General features: G+C 60.3%; 11 protein-coding genes. 7 read left to right on the top strand and 4 right to left on the bottom strand.

Annotated elements, in window-relative coordinates; genetic code table 11:
* Positions 1-142: 142 nt before the first annotated feature.
* From repB to OLZ32_RS16785, 4 genes are all read right to left on the bottom strand, one after another.
* On the bottom strand, positions 143-1,144 hold the full coding sequence (repB, locus tag OLZ32_RS16800; protein ID WP_011648803.1) for a plasmid partitioning protein RepB: 1,002 nt from the start codon (positions 1,142-1,144) through the stop codon (positions 143-145).
* Positions 1,145-1,148: 4 nt separating this feature from the next.
* Positions 1,149-2,342, bottom strand: a complete 1,194-nt coding sequence (gene repA / locus OLZ32_RS16795; RefSeq protein WP_017991335.1) for a plasmid partitioning protein RepA — start codon at positions 2,340-2,342, stop codon at positions 1,149-1,151.
* A gap of 270 nt (positions 2,343-2,612) precedes the next feature.
* Positions 2,613-3,932, bottom strand: coding sequence for a hypothetical protein (locus OLZ32_RS16790; RefSeq protein ID WP_017991336.1), 1,320 nt, complete (start codon positions 3,930-3,932; stop codon positions 2,613-2,615).
* 732 nt (positions 3,933-4,664) lie between these two features.
* Positions 4,665-5,417, bottom strand: a complete 753-nt coding sequence (locus tag OLZ32_RS16785) for an SDR family oxidoreductase (protein WP_017991337.1) — start codon at positions 5,415-5,417, stop codon at positions 4,665-4,667.
* A gap of 351 nt (positions 5,418-5,768) precedes the next feature.
* Here OLZ32_RS16785 and OLZ32_RS16780 point away from each other — a divergent pair, with 351 nt between their 5' ends.
* From OLZ32_RS16780 to OLZ32_RS16750, 7 genes are all read left to right on the top strand, one after another.
* A complete protein-coding gene (locus OLZ32_RS16780) occupies positions 5,769-9,404 on the top strand; it encodes a PAS domain-containing protein (protein ID WP_264421846.1) in 3,636 nt (1,211 codons plus the stop codon).
* Positions 9,401-10,042, top strand: a complete 642-nt coding sequence (locus OLZ32_RS16775) for a response regulator transcription factor (protein WP_003550118.1) — start codon at positions 9,401-9,403, stop codon at positions 10,040-10,042. The genes OLZ32_RS16780 and OLZ32_RS16775 overlap by 4 nt, the downstream gene beginning before the upstream one ends.
* A gap of 3 nt (positions 10,043-10,045) precedes the next feature.
* Positions 10,046-10,423 carry a response regulator gene (locus OLZ32_RS16770; RefSeq protein WP_017991339.1) on the top strand — a complete coding sequence of 126 codons (378 nt, stop codon included), beginning with the start codon at positions 10,046-10,048 and terminating at the stop codon, positions 10,421-10,423.
* A gap of 1 nt (position 10,424) precedes the next feature.
* The gene (locus OLZ32_RS16765; protein ID WP_017991340.1) at positions 10,425-11,117 is read left to right on the top strand and encodes a response regulator transcription factor; all 693 of its coding nucleotides are present in this window, start codon (positions 10,425-10,427) and stop codon (positions 11,115-11,117) included.
* 193 nt (positions 11,118-11,310) lie between these two features.
* On the top strand, positions 11,311-11,664 hold the full coding sequence (locus tag OLZ32_RS16760; protein WP_264421842.1) for an ArsR/SmtB family transcription factor: 354 nt from the start codon (positions 11,311-11,313) through the stop codon (positions 11,662-11,664).
* Positions 11,665-12,054: 390 nt separating this feature from the next.
* Positions 12,055-12,720, top strand: coding sequence for a nitroreductase (locus tag OLZ32_RS16755; protein WP_264421840.1), 666 nt, complete (start codon positions 12,055-12,057; stop codon positions 12,718-12,720).
* Between the two features lie 84 nt (positions 12,721-12,804).
* A complete protein-coding gene (locus OLZ32_RS16750; RefSeq protein WP_003550113.1) occupies positions 12,805-13,377 on the top strand; it encodes an NADPH-dependent FMN reductase in 573 nt (190 codons plus the stop codon).

Here is a 13,377-nt window from a genome sequence, read left to right as displayed (position 1 = left end):
TCGTTCAGGCAAAAGAAAACCATCCACCAATTTGGTGCCTAAGACGCTTGACTGTGATTCGTGGAAATGCGATTCTCGATGTGCTTAAGATCTGAGAAGGGCTTCCACGACGGCGTCGTTGGGGGCCTTTTTCTTTTGCGCGCTACGCTCCTCTGTCCTTGTTGAACTCCTGGAACAGGCCCTTCAGCCTTTCCTGGACGAATTGATCGAAACCGGGCGCGGTCTTGCCGTCGAAGACGAAGGTCGCACCGGATGCTGTCTTCTTGATCATGACAGGCACGCCACTAACCTGGGTTTTGGCCATCGCCGGCTTCGGCGCAGCCGTCTTCTTCGTTGCCAGAACGAGTGCCCGCTGAAACCGCTCGTCGCTCGAAATTTTGCGCGCGTCGTCCGCGGACAACTCAGCGACGATCTTTTCGACGTCGGCTTTCTCAAGCCGCTCGCCCAGTTCCAACCATCGCCGGCGGCCGATATCAGGTGCCGCACCTATGGCGTTGACGAGATCAAGGGGGACCTGTCGTATGACGATCAGCATTCTCGACAGCGCCGCCTTGTCCACGCCGAGAGCCGCCATGATGACATCGCGGCCAAAGCTGCGTTCCTCGAGCCGTGATGCGAAGAGCGCGCGCTCGATGTAGGAGAGATTGGTTCGAGCGCTGTTTTCCTGTCCCTGGCTGACGACCAGTTGACCGTCGGTGAGATCGCGGACGACCGCGCGCACCCGGATGCCGATTTCTCGGGTGGCAGCCAGGCGCCGATGGCCGTAGGCGACCTGATAGCGTCCCCTGGTTTCGGGATGCGGGCGGACAAGGATCGGAACCTGCTGCCCATGCTCGCGGATCTGCTCGACAAGCTGTGCGAGTTCGGCTGCATCGATCGCCAATCGATCGCTGACGAAGGAAGCGTCGATCAGGCCGGGATCGAGTTCGACGATAGTCTGGCCGGTGGCAAGCTGCCGTTCCAGCTCACTCGCCCGCTCCATTTTCTCGGTAATGTTGCCGAGCGTCTTGGTGATGCCGCCGACCGGCGCTGCACTGCGCTCCTGCGGCACGAATCCCGCGATCGGGCGATTGTCGCGCGGTGCGACTGCGTCCATTCTTTCCGGGCTCGGAGCGGAGATTTCGATGAGGTTCTTGCGCGCCATCTATCTATTTCCTCCCCCAGGTCGAGCGAATATGCGCCTCGATCTCGCCGTTCACGAGGTTGAGGGATTCCAGAGCCCGATCGTAGGTTCCGCGTGTGAACTGCGACCGCTCAACCTCGTAGAGTGTCTGCTTGGTGACGCCGGCGTCGGCGACCGCCGTCGACTTCACCATGGCGTTGTGGAGCATTCGATTGCCGAAGATCGCCCGCATGAAGCCGGTCATCTGGCTTTGCGGTCCGTCGTTCGGCTCGAACCGCGTCACGAGATAGCGCATCCAGTCATAGCTGGTACGCCCGCCGGCCTTTTCCACGACCGACATCAGCTCACTCGTCATCGTCAGAAACTGCGACATCGACATGACATCCAGCATTTGCGGGTGGACCGTGATCAAGACCGAGGTGGCCGCGCAGAGCGCCGACATCGTCAAGAACCCCAGCTGCGGCGGGCAGTCGATGACCACGACGTCGTAAAGGCTTTCGATCTCCGTCAGGACCTCGCCGATGCGGGCAAAGAACATCGTCTCCGCCGTACCCGACGCCATCGCCTTCGGCGTCTCGTGCTCGAATTCCATCAGCTCGAGATTGCCCGGAATGAGATGCAGATTGGGCGTGTAGGTGGCGCGCACGATGTCGGCGATGGGGCGCGGCTCCTCATATCGGATCGCACCGTAGATCGTTTCGCCCTCTCCGACGTCGAACTCCGGCTGATGGCCGAACAAGGCGGACAAGGAGGCTTGCGGATCGAGGTCGACGGCGAGCACGCGGTAGCCCCTGAGCGCCATGAATTGCGCCAGATGGGCCGCGGTGGTGGTCTTGCCCGAGCCGCCCTTGAAATTCATGACGGAGACGATCTGGAGCTTTTCCCCCGGCCGGCGCGCCGGCACATATTTCGGCGTTCCGTTTCGCTCGTCGAGGACCCGGCGAATCCGGTCCATATCGGTTGCACTGTAAAGCCGCCGTCCGTTTGCGAGCGGATCCGGCCCATGGCCGTCGGCGGCCACCTGGCGGAGATAACCTTCGCCGATACCGATGAAGGCCGCAGCTTCCGCCGGCGAAAATGTTCTGATGGTCTTTTGCGAGAGCGGGGGAAAGATTTTTGCCTGATGCTGCTGAAGTTGATAGGATAACTCCTTCGCATCTGTTGCCAGAAGCGACGGGAGATGCTCTTGATCGTCCTGAAGAGCAAGGCTCGGCTGCATGGTCTTTTTCCCAAGTAACTGCGCAATTTTGAACGAAAGCGCTTCAGTTGCGCAGTTACTATATGCCTCGATTCGTTACCAATTTACAAATGCTTAACCAAACCGCCCGTTTCAGCCCATCGCGGCGGCTGGCGAGATGCGCCAGATTTCAAGTGATTCGCGCATTGCCGATCACTCGAAGTGACTAACCACGGTGGCTTTCCAGCCGACCGGGAGGTCAACCGCGTCGCCATATAAGCCTAATGTATCAATAGCTTGGGCGCTTCCTCTCTATTTCCCATCGCCCTTCAGGTAGTTGTTGCCGTTGATCACCAGAAGCCCGTCGGAACCTTTGTCCGGCTCGAATATGCTCATGGTCTCGGTCTTGCCGCTCGCATCGGTCAGGTCGAGACGGTAGCCGGAAAGCTTGTAGCGCCCGCTGGCGCCCGGCCGGTTGCTTGACGTGGTGACGCCCAATTGCGATCCGCCAATTTCGTTCGTCATCGAGGCGCCCGACCAGCCTGAGCGTTCGAAAGTGCCGTCTCGATGAAGCCTCAGCGTATGGCTGGAAGCCACCGATCCCGACGAGGTCGCGGTCATGCCGCTCGAGGCGAAGGTGGATACCCATTCGCCGTCGAGCGTCGCACCCTCATCAAACGGCGGCACGGCGCGGTAGTCTGCGTCGGCAATCATCAGGTCCTCACCTTTTTTCGAGAATGTCTTCGTCTCGATCTCGATCGTGCCGTAGGCGGAGGTGACGCTGCGCATTTCGATCGACCCGGCGGAAAAGAAAAACCCGCCGCCGGCAAGCTTGTAGAGGCCGCAATCTGTCGGGGTGTCCCTGCAATGTTCGGCAATGCTCCGGCCGCCCTTCGGCAGCTCCGTGCTGAACAGCCCCTTCGGGTCGAACATGGTGATCGTGCTGTCCGAATAGAAATCCATACCGCCGAAGACGTTCGGCCGGAGACCGGTATCGAGATGGGTGAAGACGCCGTCCAGCCCGCCGTCGTCACTCGCCGGCACCAGATCGAAATCCTTGTCGGAAGGATCAAGCCTCACCGAGCGCACGAGGCTTGCGAAATCGGCCTCGGCACTACTGCTTCTGTCGCCGCTCACATTCAGCAGCACCAGCTGCAGAAAGGCCTGCCGCTTGTCGGTGGCGATGCCGACGACGATCTGGCCGATACTGACGTTCTTCTGATGAACGCAGCAGCGTTCTTCCACGCGGATATCGTAGCCGTTCACCGTGACCCCGTAATGCTTGATCAGGATATCTTCCTTCGCCATGTCGGGCAGCGTCGCGACGAAGGTCTTCATGCCGGCCTGCAGGGAACTGCGCGCTGCCGGGAGCGGCTTGGTGATCTGAATTAGAGCATTGCCGCGCTTGTCGTCCTCCGTTTCCGGAAAATCTTTCTGCAGCATGAACAGATTGCCCTTGCCGGCTTTCCTCCAGCCGGAAGCGGCATCGGGCAGGGTCACCGTCAAGCCGCCGATATCGGCGGGTGCGGCGAAGGATTGAGGGCTGGACAGTAGGGAAACGAGGACGAGGACGAGAATGAAACCCAAGCCTGATCTCACCCGACCGACCCGATCGATCTGTGCGTTGCCCATGTGCGCCTCCCCTCCTTTTCGACTGCTGCCGACGGGATTTGGAGCGGGGTGCGGGTAGTTCAACCCTGAGCTTCATAAAGGTTTCTTGAATGCTTCGAGGTGATGAACCCCGGCGACTTAGGTGAAAACATCCGAACCTCCGGCGTCGCGCCCCTCGACCTTCCGCCGGCCTCAGCATCGGGCGGCAGGGTGCGCCTCAGGATCACGGGTCTACACCGGCCCAACGTTGACTTACCCGGCAAATGAATGTTTGCCATCCCTTGTTTTGCAGTGCACAATATTTGCTGTCAACAGGGATGTGAGCCGGTGAGAATTTGCATCTACAAATCAGATGAAGCTCCTGAAGTGACGCTGTTCTTGAGAGAGGGCGTACCGGTGCCCGCACATCCGAAGAGCCAAAAGTGGCGGCACATAAAAGCGGTTGTTGGCGAAGAGGTAAGGGCCGACCTTCTGACCCAGATAGAGATCGGCAATGGATGTCTTTTTGTCAACCTTGGGGCACCCCCGAAGCACTGATCTAGGCGGCTGGGTTAAACGCTGCTCAACCGACACGGAATATGCTCGCTCATTATTGTACCCGCCGCCAATCTTTCAGGAGGCAAGCCTTGAACCCCCGTTCATCTCTATTCAAAGATTGCGGTGAGCCTTTGAGGGTTCTAATCGCAGCCAGATGAACGTTCTGTGGCGGGTCGATTTTAAGTCTCCAACCGGCCGGAAGAAAAGCCGCACGGCCTACTCCCCCATCGATTGGTTGAGCCAGTCGGAAAGCGTCTGTCGCGCCATGCGCGCGCCGGCGCCGGGAACGAGGGCGTCGTCGGTCAGTTCGACTCCGAAATACGACGTGGATCGATCGGTTATCACCTGCCGTTCGTCTTCGTTCGCGGCGAGATAGATCCGGGCGATTTCATCGATGCCGAACTGCTCCGGGCCGCCGATTTCGACGACATCGCCCGAAGGAGCGCCGGCTGCCAGTTCCGCCAGGAATGCGGCGACATCCCCGGCTGCGACCGGCCTCATGAAGGCCGATGGCAACCGAAAGACATTGCCTTCAGCCCCGATGTCGATCAACCCGTTTATGAACTCGTAAAATTGCGTGGAGCGGAGGATCGTATAGGGTCGGCCTGAAGCCCGGATGAGATTTTCCTGCACCATTTTCGCGCGAAAATAGTCACTCTCCACGAGGTGCGGCGTGCCAACGACCGAGAGTGCGAGATAGTGCCTGATGCCGGCTTCCGCCGCAGCTGCGAGCAAGTTCTTCGTCGACGCCTTGAAGAAATCGAACGCCGAACTGTCACCGAAGGATGCGGCATTGGTCACGTCCACAACGACTTCGGTTCCCGCCATCACCACGTCCAGTCCCTTGCCGGTAACCGTGTCGACGCCAAGCGACAATGATGCGGCCGCGACGTCGTGGCCCGATCGGCGCAACTTCTCGCTGAGCCGCGCTCCGATGAGACCGCTTGCTCCCACCACCGTGACTTTCATATCGGCATCCTCTGCTGCATGTCTTCTGCAATGCCTCACGCGGATCGACAATGACCGGAAAGCCGGACGCCTTCCATCGTGCCTGAGGTCTGGCGCCCTAGCCGTTGGGCATAGCGGAACCAGCCTGAAGTCTAGGATGCGCCATCGGGAAAACTGAACAGTCTTCAGATCCGTCGTTCGCCCGAACATTCCGGCTACATTTCCGCGCAATGCATGGGTTTCCATGAGTTGCGGTTGTGGTGCGGCGGGATTACGCTTTGTAACATGAGCTCGCCAGCCCCAAAATCGAGAACGACTGCTGCAGGAAATGCTGACGATCCCCCGGTTCTCTCTGTCCGGCAGGAGCAGTTGATGCTGGGCGTCTGGTCGCACCGTCCCCAGCTCCTGAATCTGGGGCTTTTCTTCCTCGCCTATGTACTCGCCTGCGGCTTCGCTCAGTCGCTGGCAATCGTGCCGGGAACGGGTATTTCCATCTGGCCTCCGGGCGGGCTTTTCGTCGCGACCCTCATCCTCGCCTCCAGGCGCAGCTGGCCATGGTGGATCCTGGCGGGCTGCCTGGCAGAGATGTTCAGCAATTTCCTGTGGTTCTACAGCCCCGTGCCAGCGGCCTTCCTGATCTATGCCGGCAACGCTCTTGGAGCAATGGTCGCCGCATGGCTGGTCAACCGGACCTTGAAGCACCCGGGTCAGCTGGAAACTCTGCAGGAAGTTCTCACATTTGTCATCCTGGCTGCCGGAATTGCACCGATCGTGAGCGCGACCGTGGGAAGTGCCACGCTTGCCTGGTTCGCGATCCAATCGCAATCCTTTGCGACGGCCTGGCCGCTATGGTGGATCGGAGACGCAACCGGTGTCCTCATCGTTTCGCCGCTGGCGTTGGTCCTCTTTCACAGCTGGCGCAGCAAGACGCAGTTCTCGGCCGCGCAATGGGTGGAAGCCTGCGTCCTGGGGCTGATCTTTCTCGGTGTCGCGGCTCTTTCACTGAGCGGCTACCTTCCTTTTGCCTATATCATCATGCCGCCTCTTCTTTGGGCCGCGGTCCGCTTCGAGTTCAAGGGCGCCGCGGTATCGCTCGCTCTGCTTGCTCTGATCACGGCGGTATTCACGATAACGGGCGCCAGCCAGTTTGCCGGTGATCCGGAAACCCAGAAACACAATCAGATCATGCTGCAGCTGTTTCTGGCCATCTCGGCATTTTCGGCGCTGATTGTCGCCGCCATATCCCGACAGCACCAGCTGGCAGTGCTCACATTGCGCCAAAACGTGGAGACGTTACGCGACCGGGAACGGGAACTCTCGCAACTCGTGGACATGGTTCCAAGCCATGTCTGGCGTCTGACACCCGAGGGCGAGCCGACCTTCTTCAATAGGCGGATGGTCGATTTCCTCGGTCTTGACGTGGCGGACTCGGACAGGCCAGGCATGAGCCGGCTGGAGGCGGTCCTGCAGGCCACCGTTCATCCCGATGATACAGCCGGTTTCAGGGACGCCCTTCGCCATTGCCTCGCCACCGGCGAGAGCTTCGTCATGCGGTATCGGCTGCGGCGCGCCGATGGTCTCTATCGCTGGATGTCGAGCCGAGCCGAGCCGATGCGCGATCAGGCCGGAAACATCGTCCAGTGGTACGGCCTTTGTCATGATATCGACGATCAGATGCGTGCCGAAGAGGCCATCCGCCGGAGCGAAAAACAGCTTCTGCAGATGATCGACGCCGTGCCGGTCCGCATATGGAGCGTGGAATCGACAGGCGGATCGACCTACTTCAACAAACGCTACCAGGATCATTTCCGCGCCGTCATCGCCAATTTCGACGCGCGGGCCGAACCGCGTATCGACGAGCTGCTGCAGCAGCTGATTCATCCCGAGGATGCGCCCGACGTGCAGCGCACGCTACGCAATTGTTTCGAAACCGGCGGCGGCTCCGTCATGCGGTTTCGCTGGCTTGAAAAAGATGGCGTCTACCGCTGGGCCGAATGCAGGGTGGAGCCGCGGCGCGATGACGACGGAACGGTCGTGCAATGGTACGGCGTCTCCCTCGATATCGACGAGGAGGTGCGCGCGCTGGAGGCGTTGCGCGACCGCGAACGCGAGCTGTCGCAGCTCGTGGACATGGTCCCGGTCCAGATCAGGCGCCTGACGCCGGAAGGCGAGCCGGTCTTCTTCAACAAGCGCCTGATCGACTTTTTCGGTCTCGATGTGGGCGATATGGACAAGCCTGGCATGAGCCGCCTCTCCTCGGTCATTCACACCCTCATCCATCCCGATGACGCATCGAGGTTGCTGGAGACGGTTCATCATTCCCTCACCAGCGGCGATCCCTTCTCGATAAAATATCGCATGCGCCGTTTCGACGGAGCCTATCGCTGGGTCGATGGCCGAGCCGAGCCGCTGCGCGATCAAAGCGGCGCGATCATGCAATGGTATGTCATCTCCGTCGACATCGACGACGAGATGCGCGCGCAGGAAGCGCTACGCGACCGGGAACGGGAGCTTTCCCAACTCGTGGACATGGTCCCGAGCCTGCTTTGGCGGCTCGATCCGGAAGGCGCTCCAACCTTCTTCAATCAGCGCCTGATCGATTTTTTGGGTCTCGACATTGCCGATACGGAAAAGCCGGGTGTCAGCCGGCTGGCGGCGCTCATCGAGGCCGCCGTCCATCCCGACGATGCAGCCAGCCTCGAGCAAGCGCTCAACCATTCCTTCGCCACCGGGCAGCGCTTCTCCAGCCAATATCGCCTGCGGCGCGCCGATGGCGTCTACCGCTGGGTGAAAGGCAGCGCGGAGCCGCTGCGGGATCAGAGCGGTCGGATCGTCCAATGGTATGGTCTGTCGCATGACATCGACGATCAACTGCGTGTCGAGGAGGCACTGCGAGAGAGAGAACGATCGCTCTGGCAGCTAGTTGAAACGCTGCCGGCAATGATCGATTGCGCAGCACCTGATGGAGAACCGATCTATCGCAGCCAGCAACTGCGCGACTTCCTCGGTTATAATCTCGAAGAGTTGGATGGAACGGGCAAAACCCGGCTGGACGGCACACTCGATGCCGGTGTTCATCCCGACGATGTGGCAGGGGTCAAAGAAAACTATGCCCGTTCATTGTCCACTGGCGAGCCCTATGCGCGTAGGCACCGTCTGCGGCGCCATGATGGTGAATATCGCTGGGTCGAGACGCGTGCGGCACCGATGCGCAATGCCGAAGGCATCATCGTCCAGTGGAATGTCATCTGCCTTGATATCGACGGTGAGGTTCACGCGGAGGAAGATCTGCGTCGAGCGCGAGAGGGTCTTGCACGGGCGAGCCAGGTGGCGAGCCTGGCGGAGCTTTCAGCCTCCATCGCGCACGAGGTGAACCAGCCGCTTGCGGCCGTCGTGGCCAACTCACACGCCTGCCAGCGCTGGCTCATGGCCGAGCCGCCGAATATGGAGCGGGCACAGAGGACGGTCGAGCGCATCATCCGGGATGCCAACTCGGCGGCGGATGTCGTCAGCCGCATTCGCGCTCTGTTCAAGCAATCGGCAGACAGGAGGATCCCATCGACGCTCTCCGGTATCGTCAACGAAGCGCGCAACCTCATGGCCGACGAGGCCTGGCGTCGTCACGTTCGGATGGAGGTGGAGGTCGACGCCACCCTTCCGCTCATCGCAATCGATCGCATTCAGATCCAGCAGGTTCTGATCAATCTCATCCGCAACGGCATCGAGGCAATGGACGCCACGACAGGCGACAGGATCATCGAAATCCGCGTGCGCCAGATCGGGAATATCCTCCAGACCGAGATCAGCGATCGCGGCCAGGGCATCGACTTTCCCGAAAAGATGTTCGAGCCGTTCTTTACGACGAAGGAAAACGGCATGGGCATGGGGCTGGCCATCTGCCGCTCGATCGTCGAACTGCACGGCGGACGATTGTGGGCAGAGAAGAACAATCCTTGCGGAGCGACGTTGATCTTCACATTGCCTATTGAAACGAAGGCGGCGCCATGACGGCCGACGACCATATCGTCTTCATCGTCGACGACGATGAACGTATCCGGGAAGCGCTCGGCGAACTGCTGGACTCGCACGGCATGCACGCCATCGCCTTCGAATCGGCCTGCGACTACGTGAGAGCGGACAAGCCGGACGTGCCCTCCTGCCTCGTGCTGGATATCGAACTGCCTGACATCAACGGTCTCGATCTGCAGAAGCAGATCGCCGACAGGGATCATCCGCCGATCGTCTTCATTACGGGACACGGCGACATTCCCTCCTCCGTACGTGCGATCAAGCATGGCGCGGTGGACTTCCTGACCAAGCCGTTCAGCGATGCGGATCTCATGGCGGCAATCCACGCAGCGATTGCTCAGGATCGGGAAAAGAGAGCCGGGCGTGCCGAGATCGACATGCTCAGACAACATTATCTCGACCTGACGCCGCGCGAGCGCGAGGTGCTGCCGCTCGTCGTCAGTGGCCTTCTCAACAAGCAGGCCGCAGCCGAATTGGGGATCAGCGAAGTCACGCTGCAGATCCACAGAAGAAACGTGATGCACAAAATGGCGGCGGCATCACTCGCCGATCTGGTGCGGATCGCGGAGAGATTGGAAATACCGATAACCCACTCACGCCGAGTGGGAGGGAATTGAAACATGAACAAGACAAGACACGTCGTGGCAATTGTCGATGACGATCCAAGGTTGCTTGAATCGATGGGCGACCTTCTGGAATCTGCGGGCTATGTGGCCCGCAGCTTCTCATCGGCGGGCTCGCTGCTCGTCAACGGGCTGTCGGACCTCGACCTGCTCATCACCGATATCGGAATGCCTGGCATCGACGGTTTCGAACTTCGCGACCTAGTGAGGAAGTCGCGTCCGGAGCTGCCGGTATTCATGATCACGGGCCGCCACGAGATAGCCGATCAGGGACGCGCTCAAGGCGCAAGCGGATTTTTCCGCAAGCCCTTCGATGCCCAGGCCCTGCTGGCGGCCATTGCCAACGCTTTGCGTAAATCGACAGATGGAGGGTGACATGAGAGTTGACCAGCCGTTGCAGCGGAGATCGGCGCCGTTATCATTGCAGTGCAGTTATGAAGAGAACCAGCCGCTTGTCATTATCGTCGATGACGACGCATCGGTCCGCGAAGCGCTGTCGGAGTTGATCCTGTCGGCGGGTTTCCAGTCGACCAGTTTTGCTTCGACCCGAGAATTGCTTGACGCCGATATACTGGATAGCCCCGGCTGCCTGATCCTCGACGTGCGCATGCCAGGCGCAAGCGGCCTTCACCTGCAGAGCCATCTGGCCGAGAATGGCATTTCCAAGCCGATCATCTTCCTGACCGGACACGGCGATATCCCGATGACCGTCCAGGCGATGAAGGCCGGCGCCGTGGATTTTCTCACTAAGCCGGTGCGGGACCAGACGCTGCTCGACGCCGTCACTGCCGGCATTGCGATGGACGCCGAACGACGGGCGGAAGCCGCGATCGCCGAGCGCAATATCAAGCGCCTGGAGACGCTGACACAGCGCGAACGCGAAGTTCTGCATGAAGTGGCGCGCGGCCGCCTCAACAAGCAGATCGCCTTCGACCTCGGCATCAGCGAGGTGACGGTCAAGCTGCATCGCAGCAATGTCATGCACAAGATGGAGGCGGCCTCCATCGGCGAACTGATCCGGGCCTGGGAAACGCTGCCCGCGCAAATGCGCCAGGTCGGCCCGCGCTAGCTTACAGGCGAAGGATGCCGGCCTCGAAGATGATCTGCCGCCGCTGTCCATTTGATGCGCGCCGTATCCGATTCGCGCCGGAAAAAACGATGCGGCGCCGATAATGGGTTTCGGCTCCGCACCCATGCGTTATCTCTAAATTAAAGCTCGGGGATATGTGCCCGGCTTTGGTTCCCCCAAAGGAGATCTCGCCTTGAACAATCAATCGTCAGCCGCGCCTTCCCCTGAAACCAACGCCTTCGACAACGAAGCAAACTTCCTGTCGGCCATGGGGAATGCCAAACGGCTTCACATTCTGCATCTGTTGGCCGAAGGAGAAATGTCCGTGAGCGTCCTGGCCGACGAGGTGGGACTGAGCCAATCTTCGACTTCCCAGCATTTGGCAATTCTTCGAGAACAGGAACTCGTGCAGACCCGAAGGGCTGCCCAGACGATCTACTATTCACTTCAATCCGCTGCGGCCACGGCGATGCTCGATACGCTCGCCGACATCTTCGGATGGCATCCTCGCTCCCCGGTGGATCGCGTCCGAGCCGTAGGCACCTGACGAAATGGCGAAGCGTTGCTCTTGCGACTCATGATTGGAGCATGATCTTGTCGGCAACTCGGGATCGGCGCCGCGGCAACGAAGAGCAGCGCAATGGCGAAGACGGCGAAAAAGATGACTGCGGCTTGAGCGTAAGCGCCAAGCTGAGGCCGTTCAGGGGCGTCATTCCAGACCTGGATGACCGTCGCGCGGGAGTCCCGCGATGCTTCGCCCACATGCCCCCCCGAACGCATCGATCCCTGATGTACGTTTGATGTACGCCCCCTAGACCACGGTGTGATTACGCCTCCATTGCGAATGGAGATAATGAGCCACATCAGGAACGGAACGGTCAGGAGGAAGCGGCCATGAGTATGGACGTAACGAACGGCCGGCGGCATGGAGGCGATCATGGACGTATATGAGGCAGTCAAAAGTCGGCGGTCGGTGCGCGGATTCAAGGACGAGCCTGTGGAGAGGGAAGTGCTTGAGCGAGTGCTGTCGGCCGCAGCTTGGTCGCCGTCAGGATCGAACATCCAGCCGTGGAACACCTACGTGATGACCGGCGCACCGCTGGCAGAGCTCAAGACGTCCGCCGTCGAGCGCGTGGCCCATGGCGACGCCTGGGACAAGCGGCAGTACGAGATGTACCCGGCCGGACTGAAGGCTCCCTACGGCGAGCGTCGGTCCGCCTTCGGCAAGGAGCGCTACAGCGCGCTCGGCATTGCGCGCGAGGACTGGGAGGCGCGCCAGCGGGCAGCAATCGCCAACTGGAACTGTTTCGGCGCGCCCGCCGCCCTGTTCTGCTACATCGACCGTGAGTTGGGCCTACCGCAATGGGCCGACGTCGGCATGTATCTGCAGACCGTCATGCTGCTGCTCCGCGCCGAAGGTCTGCACAGTTGCCCGCAGATGGCGTGGTCGCAGGTTCGCGAGACGGTCGCAGAGGTCCTGTCACCCCCGGACGGGCTCATCCTCTTCTGCGGCATGTCGATCGGCTACGAGGACCCCACGGTCAGTTACGCCCGTACAGGCCGCGCCCCGCTCGACGAGACGGTCACGTTCCTCGGCGGTTAGTGACGTGCGATCAAAGGACAAGACACCCCTTCTATGATTCTTGCGTATGATGCGTCCCTATCATGCGAGATATTGGAGAACGCCATGACCACGCATAAAGTAGGCTATCTCATCGGCAGCCTCGCCAAGGGCTCGATCAACCGCAAGCTCGCCAAGGCGTTGGTGCGTTTGGCCCCGCCGGAACTTGAAATGTCGGAGATATCCTTCAAGGACCTGCCGCTCTACAGCTACGACTATGACGCCGACTACCCTCCGGCTGGCAAGGCATTCAAGGCGGCAATCGCGGCCGTCGACGCCGTGCTGTTCGTCACGCCCGAATACAATCGATCCATACCTGGCGGGCTGAAAAACGCCATCGACTGGGCGAGCCGCCCGTATGGCACCAACTCGTTCACACGCAAGCCGTCAGCGGTGATCGGCACGTCGCCGGGCGCGATAGGCACGGCAGTCGCCCAACAGAATTTGCGCAGTGTGCTCAGTTTCTGCAACTCTCCCCAGATGAATGCCCCGGAAGCCTACATCCAGTTCACACCGGGGCTGATCACCGATGACGGCGAGGTCACCAACGACAAAACCGCCGATTTCCTTCGCACTTACATGCAGGACTTCCATGTCTTCATCGCAAGGGTTCGCTCAGTGCTGCCGAAAGATGCCTAG

The organism is Rhizobium acaciae (genome assembly GCF_025941625.1).
Lineage (GTDB): Bacteria > Pseudomonadota > Alphaproteobacteria > Rhizobiales > Rhizobiaceae > Rhizobium > Rhizobium acaciae.
This window is presented reverse-complemented; position numbering and strand designations above follow the sequence as displayed.

Excerpts from the sequence above, each read along its gene's own strand:
- OLZ32_RS16790 (WP_017991336.1), bottom strand. The coding sequence starts at position 3,932 with ATGGGCAACGCACAGATCGATCGGGTCGGTCGGGTGAGATCAGGCTTG.
- OLZ32_RS16785 (WP_017991337.1), bottom strand. The coding sequence starts at position 5,417 with ATGAAAGTCACGGTGGTGGGAGCAAGCGGTCTCATCGGAGCGCGGCTC.
- OLZ32_RS16765 (WP_017991340.1), top strand. The coding sequence starts at position 10,425 with ATGAGAGTTGACCAGCCGTTGCAGCGGAGATCGGCGCCGTTATCATTG.
- OLZ32_RS16775 (WP_003550118.1), top strand. The coding sequence starts at position 9,401 with ATGACGGCCGACGACCATATCGTCTTCATCGTCGACGACGATGAACGT.
- OLZ32_RS16750 (WP_003550113.1), top strand. The coding sequence starts at position 12,805 with ATGACCACGCATAAAGTAGGCTATCTCATCGGCAGCCTCGCCAAGGGC.
- repB (WP_011648803.1), bottom strand. The coding sequence starts at position 1,144 with ATGGCGCGCAAGAACCTCATCGAAATCTCCGCTCCGAGCCCGGAAAGA.
- repA (WP_017991335.1), bottom strand. The coding sequence starts at position 2,342 with ATGCAGCCGAGCCTTGCTCTTCAGGACGATCAAGAGCATCTCCCGTCG.
- OLZ32_RS16770 (WP_017991339.1), top strand. The coding sequence starts at position 10,046 with ATGAACAAGACAAGACACGTCGTGGCAATTGTCGATGACGATCCAAGG.
- OLZ32_RS16755 (WP_264421840.1), top strand. The coding sequence starts at position 12,055 with ATGGACGTATATGAGGCAGTCAAAAGTCGGCGGTCGGTGCGCGGATTC.
- OLZ32_RS16780 (WP_264421846.1), top strand. The coding sequence starts at position 5,769 with ATGCTGGGCGTCTGGTCGCACCGTCCCCAGCTCCTGAATCTGGGGCTT.